The sequence below is a fragment of the Listeria grandensis FSL F6-0971 genome (assembly GCF_000525835.1).
Lineage (GTDB): Bacteria > Bacillota > Bacilli > Lactobacillales > Listeriaceae > Listeria_A > Listeria_A grandensis.
In genome coordinates, this window is sequence record NZ_AODD01000009.1 from 116198 (window position 1) to 141567 (window position 25370).

Genomic DNA, 25370 nt, shown 5'->3' on the forward strand with positions numbered 1-25370 from the left:
ATTTTAGAAATCCACCGCGACGGTAATGCGGATTTTTCCTGAGTTTTTTGTGATTGTTTCTTTGTTTCGCTTGATGAATACTTTAACAAAATAACTGCCACCATCCTCAGCTGTATAGCGATATTGAGGACTTTTTTGGTATTTTGTTTTATGCAATGCTTCTTGTTCTCCAATTTTATAGAAGTAATAAGCAAATTCAATGCTCGGGTCTTTCATTAAATAATCGGGTAACACACATTCCGCGAGTATTTTGCTGTCATTTTGCCAAGCGATGATTTCCTCGCAAGTCAATTGATTCGTGCGCTCACACAATTCGCTTTTCAAGAAGTCTGGGAAACCTGCTACGCCTAGATTACGACGGCGACAAACCGTGCTCAACACTTGTTTATCCTTCAAGACACCTAATAGATATTTCGTCTCATCTTCATAATTCTTTGAGCTAGATCCGCTGTAGAAGTATATCTGGGGACGATTGAAGTCCTCGATGTGCAGTTGTGCAAATTGATGATCGACACGTTGATTTCCTTTCAGAGATGCTTTGACCACATTCTGATGAAAAACATAGTGGTTTTTCAAACTTTTTGGGTCGCCCGCAATCGTGTGGTTGTAATGGAATCGCATGGCAAAATAAATCGCTACCGTTCCACTTTCGCCATATCCAGTAATAATGATATTTTTGCGATTCACTTTCAGTTTTTTAGCGACAGATTCCACAAGTTCATTCGTCACTTTTTCATATTGTGCCAGCGTGATTTTGTTATTCTCCTTGGCAGGCGGCATTAGAAACAGTCGGTGATGGATATCCGTATTACTCGCTTCGCCTAAATAGTCAAACGGTTTGTCTGCATTGTCAAGCTCCGCAAAACAAACAAGAAGGTACTCACTAGCCGGGCTCGATTTAGCAATATGATATTGTACTGGTGTTTTTCCCGCTACTACTTCCATCTCAAAGCTTGTTGCTCGCTCCATATAAGAAAGCCTCCTTTATCGTTTTTTCTATTTTTTTGCAGATGATTAGTTTATCAAAATTGGCTTGTGGATACAGGCGTAGTTCTGCTTGTTTTTCAGGTGTTCGCTTATACGCTCGAATGTAGTCCGCGATCTCTGTTGTCGTCTCAAAAATATTTTCCTCTGGATAAATCGTTTCGGCTCCTGACCAGTGTAAAACACACGGCACGCTTCCTGACGCCATTCCCTCCATCGGTGCTAAATGAAAACTTTCAAAATCACTCGTTGATAACATGAAACCAATCTTGCGCATCCACTCGGGAACATCATCCCCATGTTCGTCAAAAATGACGGCATCTTTCCACGGTGCATCTTCTATACGTTTGAAAACAGCATCGTAATACGCTTTTTCGTCTTCGCGCTGCATGAGCCACGGCAAATCTTGTGGCATCCTGCTTTTCACATAAAGACGGTAACGATTATCTTTTTGCCATAGCTTTTCTAAAATGTCTAGCGTTAAATCCAGACGCTTTCGACTTGGTAAAATACCACAAACACCGATGTTATAACGGCTATCGATTGTTTTCTTACGGCGATATTGCGCGGTATCAATCATATTGTAAATCATTGTCATCTTTTCCCGTGGAATTCCGCAAACCCGGTGAAATTCTTCAAATATATACGGTGAAATGGCGATAAATTGGTCGATATTTTCAATCGTGTAGTTGGCTGGATGTGATGTTTCGCGTTCTTGCAAGTGCATCCGGACAATAAGTTTTTGATGCGGTTTTTTATGCTTCGAATACCAAACCGCGTTGCCTAGACCCCATTCGCAAAAAATAACATCCGCCCATTCTAGTAGTTTTTGACTCGTTTTTTCGTCGTGGGTCGCATGTCCTTGCCACGTATCAATCTTCACTTCTAACTGAGGGTCAGCTTCAGATGCAGCAATAGCCATCGTCAAAAATTTCAAATCATGACCTGCAAAAACAACTCGAATCTTATCCTTTTGGTAGCTCCATAAAAAGGAACTTAAACGCTTATAAGATGCTTCCATCGTGAAATATTTGCTGGCTTCATATGTCATGCGTGCTGCTCGCTCGTATAATTTACTATCTGTCAAACTCTGTGTTGCTTTTTCGATAAATTCCTCTTTTGTCATCACGAATAGTGGATAATCTTTGCCTAGTAAATCTTCATGCATCTTTGTACGACGCAATAAGACCGGTTTCCCGTTACGCCCATATTCCAATAACTTCGTCGATAGCTCCACTGATTCATCATTATCGATTGCTTCACTGCGCCAGCTAATACCAACGTCTCCGTCTTCAATAAATTGCTGGCTGGCCGAACGTGACATGGCTCCCTGCCAATCAATCATCGGTTCTTCCGTAAATTGTTGCATAATCTGCTTCTTTTTTCGCTGCTAGTTCTCCTTGAAATTTATCTCCAGCAATGCCGATCATCATATTCTTATCCAGTTTCGGTGCTAGTTCTAATAGTTCTTCTGTATACCAATCTGCGGCAAACTTTCCTGTATAAATTAAACGATCATTTTGATTTCGGAAGCTTGGTTCTGCCGTCATATTCGGTACCATCGGGAATAAAATCTGAATTTTTGCCCCATCCACATTCATGAGTCGCATAAAGGCTTGCTTCATTGGCTCAGTTTGCATAAAAAGGTTTGGAAAACGTCGATATACTTCGCTCAACTCCGACCGTTCTTTTCGTGATGACTCGGTGAGTGTATGATGAAAATCAGTAATATAAGGTACCGTTTTTCCCGCTAATTTAGATTCTTGCAATAGCTGGCGTACTAAATCGAATCCGCGAACAATAATAAGGTTGTATTTATTTTTGGCATCCAGTTCCTTCATCACACGCACTGCTTCTGCCACATTCATCCGGTTTCCATTCGCAAATGTTTGCTTCTCCAAGTCTTCATAAGGCTGAATCATCTTCACATTAGAGTATTCCGCCATTTCTTCGGTTAATCGAGTGTTTTTGATACGTGCTTTTAGCAGAATATCGGTTTGAATATCAGGACTCGTAGCGAGCATTCCCGCCATGGAAGTAAGCCATACCGCCGAGCCATCCATAATATTCAAATCCACATCCCCATACACTAACACTTTTAAAGTTCTCAACACTATTCCTCCTAGATTTCGATCTGTTGTCGGTCTTCCAATTTTATTTTTTGACTATTTTCGATAAAATTATAGGTGTCCGCACTGAATAATCGCGCGCCTTGTTTCAAATACGGTGCAAGCGAGGCGTTTTCCTCCATCTCTTGCAATAATTTCGGTAACTTTTTACCAAAATGCCAATTGGCAGCGACGAGACTACTCTGGAAATGGAGATCTGTCACAAATTCATACCGCGCCTTACTTTTGCCAATGAAATCAGCTTCACTGTAAAGTCCTGCATGCACCAAGTCCTCCAGATAATACTTCCCATAAAAATGACTATCTGAGAAGTAGGCGAAATAATCCGTATCGATAACCTCTGTTATCTTGTCATAATGCGACATATAACTATGCACAAATACGCTGATATCTGCTGTATTGTACTGATTCATTAACTGGATTGCTTCGTCAAACATCGTTACAAAAACGACTAACTTTTTCCCTTGATAGGTTTGAGCTTGATACTGCTTCAAAATGTTTAAAAAAGCTCGTTTGGAACGCGCAACCGCCATCACTGTCACATTTTTTGTAAACTTCGGCACAGCCAGTTGTAAATCGCCTAACATACTTGCCAAACGGTGTTGATACGTATGCTCTCGATATACCGCGCGAATCCCAGCTAAAGATTTTTGATCATATATCTGGTCATCTTTCGTAATGGCTTGCATTTGCTGATGTAACTTATCTGTGTCCTCTGAAATCATGACGACATCGCCAAAGAGGCGGCGAATCCCTTTCGAATAACTGCTTAACACTGGTGTACCAGACGCCAGCCCTTCAAATACACGGCGGGAAAACATCGTCGGTGAGTACTTAATACTGTTGATATTGATCATATATTTGTAGCCTTTATATGCTAATTCCATCTCGCTGTAAGGCAAACTTCCAAGAACGGCTGACTGATAACGTTCGGGAAATTCGAACATCGCCTTATCCTTTAACGGCTTGCCATGGTTACGATCGTAAATCGCCAATCCATAATCAAGCGCTACATCAAGCACATCCTCCATGTCCTTACGTCGCTCCTCATGGCGATTACCATAATAAGAACCCGCAAAACACATCTTATCCACCCGCGGCTCAGCCAAAGCAATCGGATTATGCATCGAAGGCTGTACGGCAAAGCTTTGCGCAAACACATTCGTATGCCCAGCACGTTCCTGGTATTTCGGAATCATATCGGCATCTGTCGTGTAAATATAGTCAAATCGTTCCGCTGTATCAATAAATTTATCAAAATGAATCGGGTCTTCTTTATTCCAAAACACAGTCGGAATTCCTTGCTCCTTACACCAATCTAGCAATTCAAAAAGTTCTGCTTTCGACTGGTTATTATAAGTGGCAATCTTAAACTCCCACGCGCCGTAGTTCCCTTTCCATGCCGACTCCACAAATAGAAAATGCGGGCGGTTTTCAGTCAGTACATCGCGCCAATCTGTTGGTGTAATTGGTAAAAGTTGCACTTCTTTTTCATAACAAGTTCGTGTGAATTCATCAAAAATACAGGCCACTTGTAGATCTTTCAAACGCTTAATTGCCGGTGCATGGCTCATTACTCCATGGCTCGCTGTTCGCTTGCTTACCTCGCTTGCCACTACACGTTCTAACTGTATTCGTTTTACTATTGTCACGCCTGCATGTGTCACTTTTAAGGCTAATCGTACTTGCGTTGTTTCTTCTGACAAGATAATTTTAACTTCTTTATTCGGATCATAAAATGTAACATTACATTTTTCAGAATGGTTATATTCAATCAATGCCAATTTCGCGGAAACATTTCCCATCATTTCTGCTTCAAAATGAAGTTCTAGTGTTTCTTTGGGTAACACAGGGATACCATGTTCTGGCTCGCGTGTGAAGACATTGTTATTTTCAAGAAAGGTAAGGTAATCAAAGCCAGCATCCGAACTTGATATATAGAGATGCCCGCTTTGCTCGTAGGTTACTAATTTCTGGCTTGGGCTATGCCAATTTTCGATTGCGTTTAATTGCTTCACGTCGACAATATTCGGATTCGTATCATCCAATATTTCCTTTTGTACAGCTTCTATTTCCTCGTACAGCTCATTAATGTCGATCATTGGTTCTCTCCTTTAAGCTTTGTTTTCTTATTCATAGCCCAATACTTTCGTGATATTTTTACAAGTTTTGAATCGTTCAAACGCTCATAACGGTCATTCATTTGCTCTAATTTCCGTTTCGAAACGGCACACTTTTCTTTCAATTCCCGTACTTCTTTTTGCCGTTCCGTCAGTTCGATATTTAAGGCTGCGAGCGCCGATTTCTGCTGTCCTAACAAATCATAGATGGTTTTCTTAAACGTCGTGCTCTCTATTTGATTTTTTTTGAATGATCTGCTCTTGCTCAGTGATTTTTTCCTTCAATTGTTTTATTTGTTGCTCTGCATTCGTCATTGCTTTAACTCCTCATTGCTATTTTTTCGTATATGGCTAGAAAAATCGGCTTTTCTTGCTCCCAATTAAAAATTTCACGTGCTTGCAAACAATTTTGATGCATATTCTGTCTTTTTTCGGGCTGATTCACGAGCTCGTTGACAGCTTTAGCAATCGCTGCTGGATCGTGTGAATCGACTGTTAAACCAACTTCATATCCTTTGACAACGCGGCTTATTTCGGGGAAATCACAAGCGATTACTGGAACACCACTCATGATATATTCAAACAATTTATTAGATGAGGCTGAGTAGTGATTGAAACATGTATTGTTGAGTAATTGGAATCCTATATATGCGGCTCTAGTATGGTTTGGTAATACTTCTAACGCGACTTTCTCCATAAATTTCACACGGGTTTCCAAATTTCGTTCTGCTACCATTTTTTCTAGTTCAGGCTTAATGCGTCCATCTCCGATCAAAACAATTGTTCCTGTTGTGATGTGTGGCGCGGCTTCGATTAATCGATCTAAGCCTCGTCCTGACTGGATTCCGCCTTGGTATAGTAAAATTGGTTCTTGAGGTGGAATTCCTAATTGCTGATGTAGATCCACCGATACGGTTTCGTCATAATTCTGCTTAAATGGATAATTATGCACAACCTCTGGATAAAAACCGTAGCGCTCTTTCACATATGCTGCGCGCGTATCGTTTTCATGGATACAAACATCGACAAATCGTAGTAAAAAGCGTTCCATGATACCGTATAAAGGGCTATCATATCCTGTTCTACTCGTCTGAACCTCATGCGAGTCATAAATGAGCTTGCTACGTCCCAACCATTTGGCACATATTACGGCTTGCAGTAACGTATTCAAGTCATTCGCGTGATACACGTCATATCGCTTACGAAAACCTGCACGTATCATCCGCAAAAAAACAACACTTCGAAACATTAATGTGCGCATCGGTTTTGTAAGGAGGAGAATACTGATTAAGAGGAGGATGAGGAGGGGGGGCCAATAAAAACACGCAATCCCGTAGGTCAGTGCGATCAACCCAAGTAAATACTTTCTATTTTTAAGCCAGCCAATGACCGGACTAAATGGGAACTTTCGAGACATCCGATGAATGTGAAAATTCGCATGACGCTGTTCTGTTTCTGGTAATCCTGCTTGGTGCACTGCGATTAAATCAACGTGATATCCAGCCTCGCTAAGCGCTGTGCATTCTCGTAAAACGCGTGCATCGTTAGTGAAATAGTTCCATACAAACATGCCTACTTTATTTGCCACAATCGATGATGCCCTCCATTTTCTTAAAATTTTGTTGCCAGCGATGATGCTGATACGCATATTGATATCCATTACAGCCAATTCTCTGCGCCATTTCTGGATTTTCGACGAGCTCTTTTACTTTTTGATACATCTCATCGATTTGATTATGTTGGAATGTATATCCACAGTTCGCTTTTTCAATAACACAGCTGCTATATCCCGACACGTTTCCAATGATTGGTACACCCATTCCCATGTAATCGATAATTTTTCCTGGTATCACTTTTTCAAAAATAGGGTGATCTACGAGCGTAACATAGGCAACATCTGCTTTACCGATTTCTTGTAAAACTTGTGAGCGCTTCTGTGGTGGTAAAATTGTGACGTTTGTCAATTGATATTGCTGTAATCGTTGCTTTATTTCTTGGAGTTTGAATCCGTAGCCGATAATCTTAAATGTTATTGCCTCGTTTGCTTTAAATCGTGCTGCTAGTTCAAAAAAGCCATCCATCTCTTGCGCTAAGCCAACATTTCCGGTATAGATAATTGTTTTAGTTTCCTTATCATTTACTCGATTTTGAGTAGCGCTACACTCGAACTCTGCTTCTGTTAACGAATTCGGAATAAAGTGTATTTTTTGTTTCGAGATGCCTTTGGCTATAATGTAATCTACAAATCCTTCGCTATTGACAACAATCTCATCAGCCTGATGATAGATCTTATTTTCTAGCCAGTAAGCAAAGCCAAGAAAGAACCGATTATTCCAACGCTTGACACCTATCAAGGTTTCAGGCCACAAGTCTCTTACCTCGACGATTAACCTTGCCTTTAAAAAGCGCTTGGCGAAAAGCCCCGCAACACCCACTGAAATCGGCGGTGTTGAAATATATACAGTATCTGTATCCTTTCCTTGTCCCACAATCGCTCGAATGAATTGGAGCATTACTTCCAAGTAGAACAGGAAACGTTTTAAAATGTTGTTGGCATATTTTTTCGTGCGCGGCTTTACTCGAATAACACGCGTTTCATCCAAAGCTTCTTCCCAAAAATCATCTTGCTTATATAAATTTTGATTTGGGTACCGTGGATCCGTTGTGATAAGTGTCACTTGGTTGCGTTCAGATAATTTTTGAAATAGGAATTTTGTGCGGTTTGCAGCACTCCCAATCTCAGGATAAAAATTTTGTGAAATAATTAGGATTTTTTTCATATGGCTTCCCATTTCCGGCTAGATTTCACGCCTGTGCCATACATACTAAACACCGTATGGCCGGTACTTATTTCTAAGATCTTCTTGGCGCATCTTTCTATCCTCAATTTGATAACGAAAATATAAAACACACGATCCTTTTTTTATTTTCGTTAGTTTATTTCTTGTGACGAGCGAATGAAAGCATTGCTTAGAGACTGCTAAGGCTTCAATTGCTTCACTGGTTGACATAAAGTTGGCATCGAGTAGTTCTAACAGTTCCTTATTTTTCATTTCGACTCCTTATACGGAAAGAACCTTGGATTCGGCTGGATACTGAGAAATTTCTGAAATATTCCCCATGTGGGTATAGCTACTCGCAGCCGTTAATTCTTTTGCGATATTCTTCGTATCAAATACGTTTTGTTGCTTCATGTTCGCAATATTATCAAGATTTAATGTCTTAAATTCTGAATGATCAGCTAATATCAATAATAAATCTGCATCAGCTGTTGCAATTTCACTATTTTTCTCAACAAAAGGAGCATCAACATGTGGATCATGTGCAACGACTTCATAACTTGTTTCGTTCATTAGCATCTCCCAGATTTCTTTTGCTGGGCTTTCACGAATATCGTCAATATCGCCTTTGTAAGTTAAGCCAAAAATAGCAATTTTCTTACCAGCTACGCGTTCCATCATCGTTTTCACTTGTTCTACGATATAACTTGGCATCGATGTGTTGATAGCGCGGGCTTGTTGAATAAGCGGGGAATAATCTGGAGAGGCTGCGGCAATAAAGTATGGGTCAACAGCTAGACAGTGACCACCAACTCCTGGGCCTGGGAAGTGCAAATTCACGCGAGGGTGTTTATTCGCCATGTCGATAACATCAAGTGCATTGATTCCTAAGTCAGCTGATATCTTGGCAAGTTCATTGGCAAGTGCGATATTAACATCACGATACGTATTTTCCATTAGTTTGGACATTTCTGCTGTAGATGCTTTTGCGGAAATCAATTCACCTTTTACAAAAACGCCATAGACCGCTTTTCCAGCTTCTGTACAAGCATCGGTTACACCACCGATAATGCGGTTGTTATAAATTAATTCGTGAATAATTTGACCCGGTAATACGCGTTCTGGGCAATGTACTAAGAAAATATCTTGTCCTACAGTGAAACCAGCTTGCTCGATTAGCGGTAAGATGTGGTCTTCCGTTGTGCGTGGGGCAATGGTCGATTCGATGATCACGGTATTGCCTTTTTTCAAATAAGGTAATGTAGAAACGACTGCGGATTTCACATAGGATAAGTCACATGATTTTAAAGCATCGTTATTGTTTGGTGTTGGTACTGAGATGATGAATGCGTCTGCTGCTTCTGCTTGCAAGCTAGCTCGGAAGTTTCCGGCTGCGATTGCACGGTCCAGTTCTTCTTGCAAACCTGGCTCTTCAATATGAATCGTTCCGTTGTTCAATGATTTAACTACTCGCTCACTCACATCCACGCCAACCACTTCTTGTCCGTGATTAGCAAACATAATAGACGTCGGTAAACCAATATATCCTAAACCTATAACTAAAATTTTCAAAATATAGCACTCCTAATTATCTATAGTTTTTTTGTCCATCGAGAAAAAGATTATTCTTTTTCTGGTATTGTGATTTCCCACTCTGCTTCGGCTTTATCTTTTGGTTGGTAGACTAATGTTGCTTTTTCTGTGCCTTTTGGTAAATTAAAATACGCTTTTCCAGTCAATGTTTTTCCTGCTGCTATTTCATCACCAAAATTACTTGCTTGTGGATCTACTTTTACTGTTTTGTCTTTGGCTGTTTTTAGCTTGAAATCGCCACCGCCAATTGCAAATGGTGTATTACTGTTGTTCTGAATGTTCATTTCAACTTGTAGAATGTCTTTTTTACCATCGCCACTCTCGGTTAGTTTTAAGTTTGCGATTTTCATGTCAATGTTGTCTACTGTTTTAGTAGTGGATACTTTATCTTTTGCTGTTTCCTCTGTTTTAGGTGTTTTATCAGTACTTGTATCAGGATTTCCGCAGGCTACTAGCGTCGTTGCTGTTAAAATTGTAAGACCAAAAATTGCTATTTTTTTTATCATCATTACCGTCCTTTTATAAAGCATGGCTGGGAGGGAACACTTTGTTCCCTCACCAACCTGCTTCTTGTTTGTTTTATTGTGTTACTGTAACTGTTTTTGTGTTAATTACTGTGTTTTTGTCATCGTAAGCGATAACTTTTACAGTGTCTGTATCAGCTGAAATCTTGTCTTTTGCATAATATTGGAATGTTCCGTCTGTTGCTACTGGTACATAAGCGAATACTGTTCCGTTCACTTCTAGACCAACTTTTTTCACAGCTCCAGTGTACGTTCCTGTTACGCGAGCATCACCGATTTTGTATGTTACTGGGAAAATGTCGCCTGTTACTGTTGCTGAACCATCTGTTACTGTTACTGTTTTTGTGTCTACAACGTCATTGTTTGCATTGTAGGCAATAACTTTCACTACGTCTGTTTTTGCTAGTACTTTATCTTTTGCATAGTAAGTGAATGTTCCGTCTGCTGCTACTCCAACTGATGAGTAAACTGTTCCATTTACTTCAAGTGCTACTTTTTTCACGCCGCCTGTATATGTTCCTGCTACGCGAAGGTCACCAACATTGTATGTTGTTGGGAAAACGTTACCTTGTAGAGCTGCTGAATCTGCAAGAGTTACTACTTTTGTATCAATTAACGTACCTGCTGAGTTGTATGCTAGTACTTTCACTACATCTGTTGTAGATAGAACTTTATCTTTTGCATAGTAAGTGAATGTTCCATCTGCTGCTACTGCTACGCCTGTATAGACTGTTCCATTTACTTCAAGCGCTACTTTCTTAACACCGCCTGTATATGTTCCTGCTACACGTAGATCAGCTCCGATAGTGAATTTCGCTGGTGTTACAGTTCCTTGTAATGCTGATGAATCTGTCAAATTAACTTTAACTGTTTGGATTAGATCCCCATTAGCATTGTAAGCCAATACTTTCACATCATCCGTTTTGCTTAGAACTTTATCTTTTGCATAGTAAGTGAATGTTCCATCTGCTGCTACTCCAACTGATGTGTAAACTGTTCCGTTCACAGATAGGGCTACTTTTTTCACGCCGCCTGTGTACGTTCCTGCTACACGTAGATCACTACCTACTACAAAGTTACTTGCTGTAATTGTTCCAGAAAGTGCTCCTGAATCTTGAATAACAACTTTCACTGTAGATGCGACTGTACCTGCTGAGTTATAACCAATGATTTTAACATCATCTGTTAAGTTTAGAATCTTGTCTTTTCCGTAGTAAGTGAATGTTCCGTCTGCTGCTACTGCTACGCTTGTGTAAACTGTTCCGTTTACAGATAGAGCTACTTTTTTGATGTCGCCTGTGTACGTTCCTGCTACACGTAGATCTTGACCTAAGCTAAATGTCACTGGAACAACAGTACCTTTCAATGCTGCTGCATCTAAAACTGTTACTTTTTTCGTTTCGATAAGCTTGCCGCTTGCGCTGTAAGCTAAGATTTTAACATCATCTGTTAGGTTCAAAATCTTATCTTTTGCGTAGTAACGGAGTACACCATTAGTTACGGCAACTGTTGTGAAGTCTACGCCATTTACTTGTAGTTTCACTTTAGCTACTTTACCTGTGTAAGTTCCTTCAAGGTAAGTGTCGCCATTTAGATAGAAGACATTTGGAAGTACTGAACCAGTTAGGTCTTCAACTGTAACTGTGATTGTTTTTGTTACTTTGTTGCCATCTGCATCAGTTACAGAATAAGTCACGCTGTAAGTGCCTTCTTTTGTTGTATCAACATTGTTCGCTGTTACAGTTACTTTAGATGTTAGATTACCGTCTTCGCTATCTGTTGCTGTTACGCCTGTCAATGGGTTAAATGTAGTACCCATTTTGATAGTTTGGTTAGATGCTGCGATGACTGGTTTTTCGTTTGTTGTTACTGTTACTGTAATTGTTTTTGTTACTTTGTTGCCGTCTGCATCCGTTACTGAGTAAGTTACGTTGTAAGTGCCAGCTTTTGTTGTATCAACGTTGTTTGCTGTTACAGTTACTTTAGATGTTAAGTTACCATCTTCTTTATCTGTTGCTGTTACACCTGTTAGTGGAGCAAATGTATCGCCAACTTTGATTGTTTTGTTAGCTGCTGTGATGACTGGTTTTTGATTTGATGCTACGATTTTTGATGTTTCTGGACTTTCAACACCATTGTCACCTTTTTGTGTTACTTTAACTTCATCGCCTTCTTTTTGTGCTGGAACTGTGACAGTGAAGTCACCGTTAGCATCTGTTTTACCAGGTACTTTTGTTCCGTCTGGAAGTATTACAGTGATGTCTTTATTTGGCTCACCTTTACCTTTAACAGTTGTGTCACCTTCTTTGATGTCATTAACTGTTGGTGCACTTGGTGCGCGTAAATCTTCTTGTACTTTTGTTGTTACGTTTGCACTGTCGTTTACACCGTTTGTTTGGTATGAAACTACAGATTGATCTTTAGCAAGATTAACGCCTGCTGGTACGTCTAATGACCATGTGCCGTCTGGTTTAACTGTCGTTTTTCCAGTTGTTCCGTTAGGGAATGTAACAACAATGTCGTTACCTGCTACACCAGTACCAGTTATTGCTTTCGTGTTAGTGTAGATTGGATTAACTACTGGACGAGCGATAGCACTTGATCCCTCTGTTGAAAGACGCGTGTAATCGAATAGGTTGAATCCGTTAATTCCTGTTGCTACACCACCGTAGTAAGATGTTGTTACTGTACCGTTTTTATTTGATAGCGTAACACGACCTGCGTCAATGTCAGTCCATTCGGCATTTGGTGTTTTAGACCAGTCAGTTCCGTGATTCCATGCCATTAGATTTTTAACGTTGTTGATTTCTATGCGTGATTGGCTAGCAACTGTTGCAGTACCAGCACCTTTCACAATATGACCCGTTTTCTTAGATGCATCATTGTTGTTTTGGCGGAAATCAATAAATTTAGGACTGTTAAGCACTAATTTAGAGTTATATGCGCCACTTAAGTCAAATACAGATGTTGTTGATGATGGGTAAAGTGATTCAACATACGCCATTGTATCTTTTTGGAATGTTACAACACCGTTTGCTTTTACTGCTGGTTTTGCTGTTTTTGAAGCAGCGCGGATGTTAGCTTTTGAACCAGTAGCGAATGTTGCAGAACCAGTAGTATAGATACCATAGTCTGCTGCTGCAATTTTAACTGTGGAGTTCGTTCCTACGTTAAGTGCTGCCGCTGCGCCACCTTCTTGTCTGATACCGTCTGTTCCAGATAGGTCAAAGCTTGAGTCAGGAGCGATATTAACTACTGAACCAGAAATCGAGTGAATCGCATGGCTGTTCAATGCTTTAATTACGACTGTATTATTTGCTCCAAAAGTTGTATCTTTAGCTGTATAAATACCATCGTGATTAGATGCTGTGATGTTTAGGTTGACGTTTTTACCTGTTGATAGACCTTCACCGCTTGTATCTGTAGTGTAAATACCATCTACATAACCTTTAATATCCATGCTTGAGTTATCAGCGATTACTACTCCACCAGCATCAATACCTCTACCAGCTGAAGATGAAATTGTCGTTTGTGTGTTTGAACCAAAGTTTACACGTGAGTTTCCTGCTGCATAAATGGATCCAGCTTTCGCTTTTACGTTAACTTCTGTGTCATCACCGAAAATGATTGGTCCGCCAGAGTAGATACCGTAGTCGATAGCAGAATCGATATCAATCTTCACGCGATCTGCTGCTGCTTTTGGTTGGTTAGATATTGTACCGAAACGGATTGTTGCTGCTCCTGCTGAGTAAATACCTTTATATTGTGTTCTTAGTTTTAGAGATGAACCGTCACCGAATGTGATTGTTGCATTACCGTAGATACCATGACCGTTATCACTTACGATATCGATATTAGCATTTTTACCTACAACGATTGCTGCTCCTGTGTTGTATGCGTAAACGGCAGTACCTGTACCAGTTGCTTTAAGTTTTACGTCATCGCCGATTGTGATGTTTCCAGATACGTAGATACCGTTACCAACATCACCAGATGCTAGTGTTAAGTCAGCGCCATTTTTAACGACTAATGTTGCTGCTCTTACAGTTCCGTATTTAGATGCTGATTTCAAGACTGTGTTTTCACCAATTACAACGGCACTAGTTGATGCATCAAATGCGTAGCCTTTGTTTGAACTCATGTTGATATAAGCGTTATTCCCAATGCCTACATTACCTGATGAACGAACTTTAACGGCTGTGTTTAGAGCTGATAATTCTTCGATACGTGCATTGTCTTCGATAACTAATTCATCAACATCCATACCATATTGATCTGGGCTGACGATTTTATTGTTTGTTCCACCGATAGATAGGGAAAGTTTACCCGATCCACCCATGATCATTCCCCATACTTGTACATTGTTCGTCAAGTTAACTGTTGGTGCTGCAGATGAGTTATAACCTGTGAACACACCTTTTGTTCCAACGTTTGAGATGCTTAAGTCTTGTACATCAATAATAGAAGTAGAGCGCATAATCATTTGGTAGCTACCAGCAGTTACTGCATAGCCGTTACCTTCGATGCGGATGTTGCTGTTGATGGATACGTTACTTGTGAATTGGAAGTTACCAGTGATTTCGATAACGTTGATTGTTGTAGATTCTGCTGCTGCTTTAAACTCTGCAAATGTAGAAACTTGTGCACGTCGTTCTGTTACCCCATTGTCTAGAGCTAATGACATCGGTTCGATTGCAATTCTGCTCGCTGCTTGGTCAGCAGTTGGCAGTGTTGGTGTTGTTACTTCTTGACCAGACGCCTCTGCTGCGAATGATCCTGCTGGTAATACTGTAAATACTTGGCTTGCAATAACTGTAGCTACTAAAAGTGTTTTGGCTGCTTTTTTGACCGTCGTCATAGATAAGACGTTAATTGGTCCCTTTTGTTCGAATTTCATGTTTATTTTTCTCCTTCTTCCTTAAACTGTTTATTTGTCTATTTATTTTCCTGCGTGAAACATGCTGCCTTCACATAATAAACACCCCCTAAGTTGCAATGAAACTGTATTCTCATTTGTATTTATTAAAAATATCGAATCATCTGAGGAGTATTTTATTACTGTGATGGAATACGTTTCTGCAAATTTCAAAGTAAAATTCATTACTTCATACTTGCTGATTGGATTATATCACAATATTTTGGAGCTACTTTGCGATGTTTTTTTCTGTAAATCGCCAGTTTCTTCTAAAAAGAAATGTAGTTTGATGATAGATACTTTTAATTTTGTTAACTAGTTTACTTTTAGAATGGTTAGGTGAAACCTTTGTTAAATCTAGTGAAATTAAAGTTGAATTATTCTTTAAATTCTGATTTGTATCTATAAAAGCTTGGAAATGATTTATTCGTCGTGCTTATACTGCATATGCCTATGCTACTATGAGTTTTTTCTCCCCTAGTACAATGTTGCTGAAATAAATATTTTCTTGTGTTTCACACTTTCTCACTTGTTTCTGAGCCTATCTCTCTTATTTAGGCTACTTTTACGGCTAAAAATAAATTATTTTTTTTGGTAACAAATTTCACTTATTTTAACCTGTTTTTGCTTGTTTAACTCTAAATTTAACGATTTATAACTTTTTGATGTAACTTATCTTTCTTGTTATGGAATTGCCATACATCATTGACAGTTCTTTCTGGCTGCTTTCCCTTGAAGTTTGGCATCACCTCCTTTAATGTATTAAGATATTATATTTTTACTAGTTAGAGATTTGTTGTTAAATGAAGGATGTTCGGAAGATTTAGAGGAGCTTAGCTGTTCCTCTGAAGTTTCATTTGAGTTGCAAAGTGGTCGGGGGATGACCAGTAGAAGAATTATTTACGTTTTAGAGCCGAGTGTTGCAAGCTTAGTGGATGCTACTTGCATCGTTCTCGGTGCCTCTTACAGTTATAAGAATACTACATAAAAACACAAAAACCGTAGTATTGTCATAAACTTCTCAAATCAGGAATTTTTTTGATTTTATACCGCCGAAAAAAGGGAGAAGAAATGACAAATTGGAATTATGATGCTATATTTGGCAAGAAGATAATCGTGTCTTAGGGAGGCGAGTTTAATATGAAAAACCTTGTCATTGCTTCGGAATATCGCAAATTGAGATTACTACATATTTTATTTACGTCGGAACAAAACTATACGAAAAAAGAATTAGCCCAGATGCTACATTGTTCTATTAAAACGCTCGATGCAGATATTAAAGGATTGCAAGAAATTTTTGATCCTGCCATTGCTCATGTTCATGAAGATGAATACCACGTACTCTTTGATGTCGGTGAACAGATCAATTTTTCCTATCTCTATGCTATGACTATTAGCAATTCCTATATGTATCTGATTTCTAAAGACATTTTTTTAGGGCATAAGTTAAATTTGCCTGATTGGGCGGAGAAGAACTTTAGTAGCTTGCCAACGACGTATCGCCGGATTCGCCAGATTGATACGTATTTAGCGGAGAGCCGCCTTGTCCTTGAGACAACGCCGCTGGACATCAAGGGGGCTGAGATTCGGCTACGCTTTTACTATTTCCAGATCTATAGTCGGTCTTATCCTTATACGAAGTGGCCGTTCCCTGATGTGCCTTATACGCAGGTGAATGCATTTATTCAAACGGTAGAGAGCTGTTTCGGGATTTATTTTTCGCTGTCTGCTCGGATTAACTATGCAATCGCGATCGCGGTTTGCTTGATTCGTCTGAAACAGGGCTATCATTATACTATGTCAGCATCGGATCAAGCCTCTTGGAAAAGCATTGCCGAAGCTCAACGTGAGTTTCATCCAGTCGATTATACGATTTTAGATGATATCGTTGGCTTTCCTTTACCCAAAAATGAGCGTTATGTCAATGTTTTAATGGCGTTTTGGACACGCTTTTCGTATATCGACGAAGGTCAGGCGGACGTGCGTATTAAATCGAGTAAAGAGATCAATCCGAGTAAATATATGCTAGCAAAAGAGTTAACATCATTATTGACGGAGTACGATATTCATAATAGCAATCAGATCTTAGCGGGAACGATTGATTTTCTAACGCGTTTCTTGTTTATCGATAAGATCAATATTTTACCGGAGATACCTTACATCCACGTGGCTCCCGATAAACATGAGCTGAGCCAAAAAATAAGAGCTGTTTTAAACAAGCATGAAACGAATCCAAACTATCGTTATATTCGCTCTAACAAAGCAATGATGGTTCACTATCTTACGGATTTCTACAACATTATCATTCAACAGGAACAGCAGTATCGGATTTTACATGTAAAAATCGTTTCGGAAAACGGCTATTTCTGGGAGGAATTTTTGCGGACAGAATTACGGAAACGATATTCGGAAGAGCAGATTATTATTTGTGACGAGTTACATTCGCATGAACACATGCAGCACATCGATCTGATTATTAGTGATTTCCCTTTCTATGAAGAAACTGGCATTGATGCAGATATTCTTGTTTGGAATATACCGCCTGCGAAGAAAGACTTTGAACAGCTCGATTTGTTTTTAACAAGGAAGAAATAATGACAAAAAAAGGCATGAAACCTCCGCTTGATATCAGAGGTTTCATGCCTTTTTTATAATGATAGTAAACGCTTCGATGCGCTAAAAATATTATGCTGGTGTATCTGTTAATTCCCAAGTCAATGTTGCTTCGTATTTACCTGCAACTTTTGAAGTTTTACCTGGTACGCTAAGCGTGATACTTTCAGCAGCTTCTGTTTCGTCTGCGCCGAACATCTCAACCCATGTTCCCATACCTTGATTCTCTTCTGCACTCATAACATCAGATGACGTTCCTGCTGGATCAAGTGAGAATCCTGTTGCTACTGGTGAATCACTTTCAGATGCAGAGTTCAAAGATGGATTTTCGAATTTCAGTACGGCACCTGTTAATTCGGACGCACCATTAATGAATTGACCGTCCTGCTTTACTGTTAAATGCCAACCTGCGTTAGATCCACGGTTATCTGTAATTTGAACGTAGTTAGGAATATCTTTCACTGTTCCTGCCTCGCCTACTTTAATTTGGTCTAATTGAGCGCTATAAACTTCATTGTTACCTGAAATTTTTTGCTCGCCGAAGTGAATGTTGGAGATGTAATCAATACTTAGAGGTCCTGCTGTACCTGCTGGATGATCTGGATCAACGGGCTCGACTACTTCGGGATTGCCTGGATCGGTTGGATCTACCGGATTTGTGACCGTGTCATTTGGAATAAAGTTCACGTCTGCTTTAGAGCCTAGTGTCCCTCCATCTGCTGCCGATGCTATTGTTCCTGTACCTGTTCCGACGAATGTCGCGACCGTTATCATTCCTACAATTACGAATTTCGTTAATTTCATACTATCCATTCCTTCTCTCATTTTTTATTTGTGTGTGTACCTTACATACATAAGAATACTACGAGAAATGGATGAAACAGCCATAAAATCAAAAATTATTGAAACCCAGAAAAAAATGAAAATCAGATAAGCCTATAACTAGCGTGTGTATAGAGTGCGGTCATGCTTTAGTGATACCTATTAGCACGCCACCGATAACGACTAAAATCACACCAATAATCACAAAAAGAATCTCTTTTCGCGTTTTGCGTTCGTTTAATAGAAGAATCGCGCCAAGCGTCGAGATGACCACACCGAGCTGAGATAGGGAGAATCCTGTTGCCACACCGACAAGACTATTCGCATACAGCATCGCAACATTTCCTATCGCCCAAATCATACCAGGAATTGTAAGCCAAGCCGTTCTCTTGATGAATCGGCTCTCTTTGTCGTCCTTACTTCGCGCCGTCATAATCAGTGCAGCAATCACCATCCCAATCGCTTGCGGCAAAATCGCATCGAAGCCATTAATGGCAAACCCTTGAATAATGACGACATAACTGATGTACCCAGCCGAAGAAATCGCTAGCGCCAACAAACCACGATTCAGCGTCGCTTGTCCAGCCTCTTCTTTTTCAGCGTAAGACGTCATAAAAATTCCAATGATGATCAGCGCCAACGCGATAAAGCCAAATACAATGCGGAATGTGGTATCCCATTCGTGAAATAACAGCACACCGCAAAGCGTCGTCCCAACGAGTTGCATTCCCGTCGAAATCGGCATCGCCTTAGAAACACCGATCAGCTTAAACGACTTCAATTGGAACATTTGCCCGACACTCCACAAACACCCTGTAATGAAACTGACAATAACGGTTTCGACAGTATATACTGGATCTGTAAAAATAAAAGCGATACAGGCAAAAATCAACGCACCAAATGTGATTCCTGTTGTTTGTTGCCTTGTTGTCCCGCCAATTTTTGTAATAAGTAATGGCATGAAGCCCCATAACAAGGCTGGTATTAGCGCTATCATAATATTCATCTGTGTACTTCCTCCCTTTAATAGCAGTGGCTCCTTGCTTCATATCGAATGCATACATATGTAAAAAATGATTATCCCATAGTATCTCCAATATGTCGATAGCCCTATGTTTCTATTATACAAGATGAAAGGCGTTTCAGATCAAACGTGTAGCATACATTCAACAACAACTTGTTAATCCAAAAAAGTGCAATTCATGTGCAAAAAATCTTACCTTTCAAAACATTTTTTCAAACGCATGTAAGCCTCATCAAAGCTTAGAGCTGGCAATACCAGGACCGAATTTATGTCCATTATTTGAACAGTGTTAAAATAGTAGAATAAAGTTTTAGTTTTCCCTTGCTTCTTGAAACTTTTTAGTTTAGAATATATGTTCGTGCTGGTTTTTAACACATATAAAAGGAGGCATATAATGAAAGTTTTATTTCAACATTTAAAGAAATACAAGCTTCAAACCACGCTTTCCACACTGTTTATCGTTATCATGGTTATCTCACAACTATGGCAACCGAAATTATTACAACAGGTTATGGAAGCAATTATTAATGATAAGATGGATGAAATTACAAGAATTGGTATTTTACTTATTGTCATTGCCATCATCGGACTTATCGCAGGTATCCTCAACACTATCCTCTCTGCAAAAGTGGCACAAGGTGTAGGAGCCGACATTCGTGAAACTAGTTTCCGCAAAATTCAAACATTCTCCTTCAGCAATATCGAGAGACTGTCTACAGGAAACCTCGTTGTTCGTCAAACGAATGATATTACGCAAGTTCAAAACTTAGTGATGCTTTCTTTACAATCACTAACTCGAATTCCGATTATGTTTATTGGTAGTTTTATTTTAGCGATGTATACCCTGCCTGAACTTTGGTGGATTATTATCGCGCTTGTTATCCTTGTTTTCATGATCGTCTTCCTAATTTTTGGAAGAATGGGCACGCATTTCGGCAAAATTCAAGGCTTCATTGATCGTGTCAACGCGATTGCGAAGGAAAACTTAGCTGGTATGCGCGTTGTGAAATCATTTGTGCAAGAAGACAACGAACTCGAACGCTTCACAAAAACGAGTGACAAACTGACGCATCACACAATCGTAGTTGGACAACTATTCTCCATTATGATTCCGGCATTTATGCTTGTCTCAAACATGGCCGTTGTTGGCGCCATTTATTTTGCTGGTGATTTGGTGAAAGAAGACCCAGCAGTTATTGGGGCAATCGCGTCATTCATGAACTACTTAATGCAAATTATGATGGCGATTATTATCGGTGGTATGCTGATGATGATGGCGTCACGTGCAATGATCTCGCTGAAACGGATTGGTGAGGTGCTAGAAACAGAGCCTGATATTACGTACGACGAAAATGCGCCAAAACAAGATCTAGTTGGTAGCGTTGAGTTCCGCGATGTCAGCTTCCAATATGAAGGCGATGAAACCAAAGCGCTGAAACATATTTCTTTTGAAGCGAAGCCTGGCGAAATGGTCGGGATTGTCGGTGCAACTGGATCGGGTAAATCAACACTGGCCCAACTGATTCCGCGATTATATGACCCAACAGAAGGTGAAATTTTGATCGGTGGAACGGACTTGAAGAAATTAAGCAAGCAAACGTTGCGCGATACGGTTTCCCTTGTATTACAACGCGCAATTCTATTTTCAGGTACGATCGCAGAAAACTTGCGTCATGGTAAGAAGGATGCAACGCCAGATGATATGGAGAAAGCAACACGCATTGCGCAGGCGAAAGAATTTATCGAACGCCAAGCAGATATCTATGATGCACCAATCGTTGAGCGTGGTAATAACTTCTCTGGAGGTCAAAAACAACGCCTTTCCATCTCACGCGGTATTATCGGTGAACCAAAAATCTTGATTCTCGATGACTCCACAAGTGCTTTGGATGCGCGTAGTGAAAAACTCGTGAAAGAAGCTCTAAATAAAGAGCTTGCAGACACAACAACCTTCATTATTGCTCAAAAAATCTCTTCCGTTATCCATGCAGACAAGATTCTCGTTCTTGATGCTGGTGAACTTGTCGGCGTTGGAACTCATAAAGAACTCGTCGAAACAAGCGCGACCTACAGAGAAATCTATGACACACAAAAGGGAAAGGAGGTTGACGCGTAATGGTTGAATTTAAACGTATCTGCCGCTTTTTCTGGCACTATCTAAAAGCTTACAAGTTGCAACTGAGCGTGATCATTATCGCGATTATCGGTGCTACTTATTTACAAGTCAAGGCTCCTGAATATATCGGGAAAGCCATTCAAGAACTGGCAACGTATGCGCAACGCCTCTTCACGACAGGCGTCGATGACAAGACCGATTTCGTGCATATTATTTGGATGCTGATCATGTTTTACGTCTTGCTTGCCGCCGCAACATTTATTCAAACAATCTTGATGGCTGGTGTTTCTGGTCGTGCGACGAACCGGATGCGTATTGGGTTGTTCCGTAAGATGGAGAAATTATCGATTCGTTTCTTCGATGGACACAAAGATGGCGAAATGCTTAGTCGTTTTACAAGTGACCTAGATAACATCTCGAACACGCTGAACCAGGCGCTTGTACAAGTTTTATCTAACGTGGCACTGATGATTGGTGTTATTATCATGATGTACCAACAAAACGTGAAACTCGCGTCTGTTACATTGATTCTAGCTCCTGTTGCGATTATTATTGCGGCCCTCATCATTCGCAAAGCGCGTAAATATGTGGATCTGCAACAAGATCGTCTTGGGGAACTAAACGGCTACATCGATGAAAAAATCTCTGGGCAAAAAATCGTTATCACAAACGGCTTGGAAGAAGAAACCATTGATGGCTTCGTGAAACATAACAATATCGTAAAAGAAGCTACATTTAAAGGTCAAGTTTACTCCGGTTTACTTTTCCCAATGATGCAAGGTATTTCGCTGATCAATACCGCTGTTGTTATTTTCTTCGGTGGTTACCTCGCGCTTGACGGCAGTATTGAACGCGCCGCGGCACTTGGTTTGATCGTTATGTTCGTACAGTATTCACAACAATTTTATATGCCACTGACACAAATCTCGTCCCAGTACAGCATGCTTCAACTTGCAATTACTGGTGCGCGTCGTGTTAGTGAAATTTTTGACGAAGAAGAAGAAGTGGAGCGTAAAGATTTAAAAACAATCGATGGCGTTCACAAAAGCGTGAAGCTACAAAATGTCGATTTCGCGTACACACCTGAAAAACCAGTCCTTAAAAATGTCTCTATCGATGTTGAAAAAGGTAAAATGGTAGCCCTCGTTGGCCCAACTGGTTCTGGTAAAACAACCGTTATGAACTTGCTGAACCGTTTCTACAACGTTGACAACGGCGCCATCCTGTTTGATGATATCGACATTCGTGACATCAAGCTTGCGTCCCTTCGTAAACAAGTGGGTATCGTGTTGCAAGATTCTGTTCTTTTCTCTGGAACCATCCGCGATAATATCGTTTTTGGTAACCCAGAAGCAACAGACGCAGAAGTTACGGATGCCGCGAAACAAGCCAACATCCATGACTTTATCATGACGCTTGAAAACGGCTATGACACAGAAATCACCGATGAAAACAACATTTTCAGTGTTGGTCAAAAGCAATTGATTAGTATTGCGCGTACCATCATTACGAATCCGTCCCTTCTTATTCTCGATGAAGCGACAAGTAATGTGGATACGGTAACCGAAAGCCGCATACAAAAAGCGATGGATAACGTTATCTCTGGTCGTACTAGTTTCGTGATTGCCCACCGTTTGAAAACAATTCTAGATGCCGATCATATCGTAGTCTTGCATCAAGGAGAAGTTATCGAACAAGGAACACACGAATCACTGCTCAAAGAAGAAGGTTTCTACTCTGAGTTGTATCATAATCAGTTTGTAATTGAATAATAGTTTTTACAGAAAGAGCGCATCCCGCGAAAGGATGCGCTCTTTTTATTTAGAAAAACAATTTGCTGGCAGTGATGGATAATGCGAGCAATGCCACTGATCCGATCGTAGCCGCCAGAAAAACACGACCGCCACGACGGATGATAACTTGGAAATTCACGCTCATCCCAAGCCCTGCCATTGCCATCCCTAAAGCTAAGTAAGCAAGAGATACGAGGCCATTCAAGAGGCTTACTGGCATAGCAATAAATGTTCCAATCGCACTTGTTAACAAGAAGCCACCCATAAACCATGGAATCGGTAATTTTGCCTTTTCAGCTGTCGTTGTTTTGACTTTGCGTTGGGCGATAATACCGACGATAAGGGCAACAGGAGCTAATAACAGAACTCGCGATAATTTCATGATAATCGATGCGTCCAGCGCCTGCGTTCCCCCTGCTTCTCCGGCTGCCACAGCATGCGCGATTTCATGCAACGAGGAACCCGCCATCACCCCAAATTGTGTCGGAGTCATACCTAATACAGGCATAAGACCTACTTCTATCAGTGTAAATACAGTCCCTAGAATACATACCACAGCAACGGCTAAAACCGCATCATCATTTTTCGCTTTCAATTGTGGTGACACACCCATGACCGCAGCCGCGCCACAAATCCCGCAACCGCAAGCTGTTAGCATACCTAACGTGCTGTCTACTTTCAGCCACTTACAAAGAAAATATACCACCACAATCGTGAACGCTACGACGATAATCGCGAGAATAATCGTTTTCACACCAGAGTCCGCTAACGCCTTCAAATTCAATCGAAATCCTAGCAAGATAATTCCTAATCGCAAAAATTTATTCGATATAAAACTCGTTCCAGGTTGTGCGCTCACAACAAGCGCCCGACTCATTTGTACCAGCATTCCGAGTATTAACGCAATAACAAGCGCACCAACTAATTGTAACCCTGGGATTTGCGCTAAGTACTTCCCAGCGAGCGAACAAGCAAGTGTCACCGCTACGCCTATCCAAAATCCTTTTTCCTGCCATTTTACCTTCATGTTTCTATTCATCTCCTAAATCCATGTTATAATAGTAAGAAATCTTATGTATGAGGGGGCTATCACTGATGTTTCATTGGCTTCAGACGTTTATGACGGTCTACGAAGAGAAAAATTTCACACATGCCGCCGAAAAACGCTATATCTCACAACCAACCGTTTCATTACATATTCAAAAATTAGAAGAAATCACGGGTAGCGAGTTGTTTATTCGCAAAGGTCGAAACCATGCTATGCCAACTGAAAGTGCTGATTTACTCTATATTCGCGCCAAGCAACTCGATTCGTTATGGGAAACCAGTCTAAGTGATTTGCAACAACTGCAAGGCAATACACGGATAACCTATACCATCGGCGCCTCACAAACCATTGGTGTATACATGTTACCACTCATTTTACCACAACTTCAAAAACAGTTTCCCAACTATGATTTCGTCATCTCGATTGCGAATTCGACGATAATTTTTAAACGCGTGGAAACTCACGAATACCAAGTTGGCTTAGTCGAATCACCGATGATTGCACCGACGATTACGCGTACCATTTTTGCCCACGATTCACTTGTTTTGGCTGGAGATATGACGAGTGATTTGTGGCTGTTACGCGAAGATGGTTCGGGAATTCGCACATACACCGATCAATTTTTCCAACAAGAAAACATTATCCCAGCGCAAAAAATGGAGATTGCAAGCAATGAGGCGATTTTGAATATGTTAGCGCAAGGCATCGGGAAAACTTTGCTCTCTGATTTGAGCGTCCGTGATTTGTCGTATTATAATCCGCCAACGCCAATCGTTCGTCCACTTTTCCAGATTCACCATCACGCTTTTCCGCAAGATCCGCTACAGATTGCACTACATCAATTATTGCTAACTACCTTTTCTTGACTATATGTAAAGTATACAAATATTTCTCTAATAAGTAAAATAG

Annotated in this window: 16 protein-coding genes; 4 read left to right on the top strand and 12 right to left on the bottom strand. The window is 40.3% G+C overall.

What is annotated here, in order from left to right:
- Positions 1 to 3: 3 nt before the first annotated feature.
- From PGRAN_RS07510 to PGRAN_RS07560, 9 genes are all read right to left on the bottom strand, one after another.
- The gene (locus PGRAN_RS07510; protein ID WP_036066214.1) at positions 4 to 969 is read right to left on the bottom strand and encodes a hypothetical protein; all 966 of its coding nucleotides are present in this window, start codon (positions 967 to 969) and stop codon (positions 4 to 6) included.
- A complete protein-coding gene (locus PGRAN_RS07515; RefSeq protein WP_241433308.1) occupies positions 947 to 2353 on the bottom strand; it encodes a glycosyltransferase family 4 protein in 1407 nt (468 codons plus the stop codon). Before PGRAN_RS07515 ends, PGRAN_RS07510 begins: the two co-directional genes overlap by 23 nt.
- Positions 2322 to 3095 (bottom strand): hypothetical protein, encoded by a 774-nt coding sequence (locus PGRAN_RS07520; RefSeq protein ID WP_036066216.1) that lies wholly within the window; start codon positions 3093 to 3095, stop codon positions 2322 to 2324. Before PGRAN_RS07520 ends, PGRAN_RS07515 begins: the two co-directional genes overlap by 32 nt.
- Before the next feature lie 11 nt (positions 3096 to 3106).
- On the bottom strand, positions 3107 to 5215 hold the full coding sequence (locus PGRAN_RS07525; RefSeq protein WP_051998488.1) for a CgeB family protein: 2109 nt from the start codon (positions 5213 to 5215) through the stop codon (positions 3107 to 3109).
- A 337-nt stretch (positions 5216 to 5552) separates the two neighbouring features.
- Entirely contained in the window at positions 5553 to 6824 is a 1272-nt protein-coding gene (locus tag PGRAN_RS07535; protein ID WP_149024016.1) for a glycosyltransferase, read from the bottom strand.
- On the bottom strand, positions 6811 to 8013 hold the full coding sequence (locus PGRAN_RS07540; RefSeq protein WP_036066218.1) for a glycosyltransferase family 4 protein: 1203 nt from the start codon (positions 8011 to 8013) through the stop codon (positions 6811 to 6813). The genes PGRAN_RS07535 and PGRAN_RS07540 overlap by 14 nt, the downstream gene beginning before the upstream one ends.
- 282 nt (positions 8014 to 8295) lie before the next feature.
- The gene (locus PGRAN_RS07550; protein ID WP_036066221.1) at positions 8296 to 9585 is read right to left on the bottom strand and encodes a nucleotide sugar dehydrogenase; all 1290 of its coding nucleotides are present in this window, start codon (positions 9583 to 9585) and stop codon (positions 8296 to 8298) included.
- A 50-nt stretch (positions 9586 to 9635) separates the two neighbouring features.
- Entirely contained in the window at positions 9636 to 10115 is a 480-nt protein-coding gene (locus tag PGRAN_RS07555; protein WP_036066222.1) for a DUF4352 domain-containing protein, read from the bottom strand.
- 70 nt (positions 10116 to 10185) lie between these two features.
- Entirely contained in the window at positions 10186 to 15027 is a 4842-nt protein-coding gene (locus tag PGRAN_RS07560; protein WP_036066223.1) for an immunoglobulin-like domain-containing protein, read from the bottom strand.
- A 1158-nt stretch (positions 15028 to 16185) separates the two neighbouring features.
- Here PGRAN_RS07560 and PGRAN_RS07565 point away from each other — a divergent pair.
- Positions 16186 to 17640 (top strand): AcpB/EbpR/MafR family transcriptional regulator, encoded by a 1455-nt coding sequence (locus PGRAN_RS07565; RefSeq protein ID WP_036066224.1) that lies wholly within the window; start codon positions 16186 to 16188, stop codon positions 17638 to 17640.
- A gap of 90 nt (positions 17641 to 17730) precedes the next feature.
- On the opposite strand, the gene PGRAN_RS07570 is transcribed toward PGRAN_RS07565, so the two are convergent.
- Both PGRAN_RS07570 and PGRAN_RS07575 read right to left on the bottom strand, forming a co-directional pair.
- Positions 17731 to 18462 carry a WxL domain-containing protein gene (locus tag PGRAN_RS07570; protein WP_036066225.1) on the bottom strand — a complete coding sequence of 244 codons (732 nt, stop codon included), beginning with the start codon at positions 18460 to 18462 and terminating at the stop codon, positions 17731 to 17733.
- 160 nt (positions 18463 to 18622) lie between these two features.
- Positions 18623 to 19486 (bottom strand): GRP family sugar transporter, encoded by an 864-nt coding sequence (locus PGRAN_RS07575; protein WP_036066226.1) that lies wholly within the window; start codon positions 19484 to 19486, stop codon positions 18623 to 18625.
- A gap of 412 nt (positions 19487 to 19898) precedes the next feature.
- Here PGRAN_RS07575 and PGRAN_RS07580 point away from each other — a divergent pair, with 412 nt between their 5' ends.
- Together PGRAN_RS07580 and PGRAN_RS07585 are read left to right on the top strand one after the other, a co-directional pair.
- Positions 19899 to 21620, top strand: a complete 1722-nt coding sequence (locus PGRAN_RS07580; protein WP_036066227.1) for an ABC transporter ATP-binding protein — start codon at positions 19899 to 19901, stop codon at positions 21618 to 21620.
- On the top strand, positions 21620 to 23392 hold the full coding sequence (locus tag PGRAN_RS07585) for an ABC transporter ATP-binding protein (protein ID WP_036066228.1): 1773 nt from the start codon (positions 21620 to 21622) through the stop codon (positions 23390 to 23392). Before PGRAN_RS07580 ends, PGRAN_RS07585 begins: the two co-directional genes overlap by 1 nt.
- A gap of 49 nt (positions 23393 to 23441) precedes the next feature.
- Here PGRAN_RS07585 and PGRAN_RS07590 read toward each other — a convergent pair whose 3' ends face one another.
- On the bottom strand, positions 23442 to 24440 hold the full coding sequence (locus tag PGRAN_RS07590; protein WP_036066229.1) for a YeiH family protein: 999 nt from the start codon (positions 24438 to 24440) through the stop codon (positions 23442 to 23444).
- A gap of 68 nt (positions 24441 to 24508) precedes the next feature.
- On the opposite strand from PGRAN_RS07590, the gene PGRAN_RS07595 reads away from it, so the two are divergent.
- Positions 24509 to 25327 carry a LysR family transcriptional regulator gene (locus tag PGRAN_RS07595; RefSeq protein WP_051998489.1) on the top strand — a complete coding sequence of 273 codons (819 nt, stop codon included), beginning with the start codon at positions 24509 to 24511 and terminating at the stop codon, positions 25325 to 25327.
- Positions 25328 to 25370 lie beyond the last annotated feature (43 nt).

Coding starts and splice junctions, on each gene's coding strand:
- PGRAN_RS07515 (WP_241433308.1), bottom strand. CDS start 2,353: ATGCAACAATTTACGGAAGAACCGATGATTGATTGGCAGGGAGCCATG.
- PGRAN_RS07555 (WP_036066222.1), bottom strand. CDS start 10,115: ATGATGATAAAAAAAATAGCAATTTTTGGTCTTACAATTTTAACAGCA.
- PGRAN_RS07565 (WP_036066224.1), top strand. CDS start 16,186: ATGAAAAACCTTGTCATTGCTTCGGAATATCGCAAATTGAGATTACTA.
- PGRAN_RS07595 (WP_051998489.1), top strand. CDS start 24,509: ATGTTTCATTGGCTTCAGACGTTTATGACGGTCTACGAAGAGAAAAAT.
- PGRAN_RS07575 (WP_036066226.1), bottom strand. CDS start 19,486: ATGAATATTATGATAGCGCTAATACCAGCCTTGTTATGGGGCTTCATG.
- PGRAN_RS07590 (WP_036066229.1), bottom strand. CDS start 24,440: ATGAAGGTAAAATGGCAGGAAAAAGGATTTTGGATAGGCGTAGCGGTG.
- PGRAN_RS07580 (WP_036066227.1), top strand. CDS start 19,899: ATGAAAGTTTTATTTCAACATTTAAAGAAATACAAGCTTCAAACCACG.
- PGRAN_RS07510 (WP_036066214.1), bottom strand. CDS start 969: ATGGAGCGAGCAACAAGCTTTGAGATGGAAGTAGTAGCGGGAAAAACA.
- PGRAN_RS07540 (WP_036066218.1), bottom strand. CDS start 8,013: ATGAAAAAAATCCTAATTATTTCACAAAATTTTTATCCTGAGATTGGG.
- PGRAN_RS07570 (WP_036066225.1), bottom strand. CDS start 18,462: ATGAAATTAACGAAATTCGTAATTGTAGGAATGATAACGGTCGCGACA.
- PGRAN_RS07560 (WP_036066223.1), bottom strand. CDS start 15,027: ATGAAATTCGAACAAAAGGGACCAATTAACGTCTTATCTATGACGACG.
- PGRAN_RS07525 (WP_051998488.1), bottom strand. CDS start 5,215: ATGATCGACATTAATGAGCTGTACGAGGAAATAGAAGCTGTACAAAAG.
- PGRAN_RS07585 (WP_036066228.1), top strand. CDS start 21,620: ATGGTTGAATTTAAACGTATCTGCCGCTTTTTCTGGCACTATCTAAAA.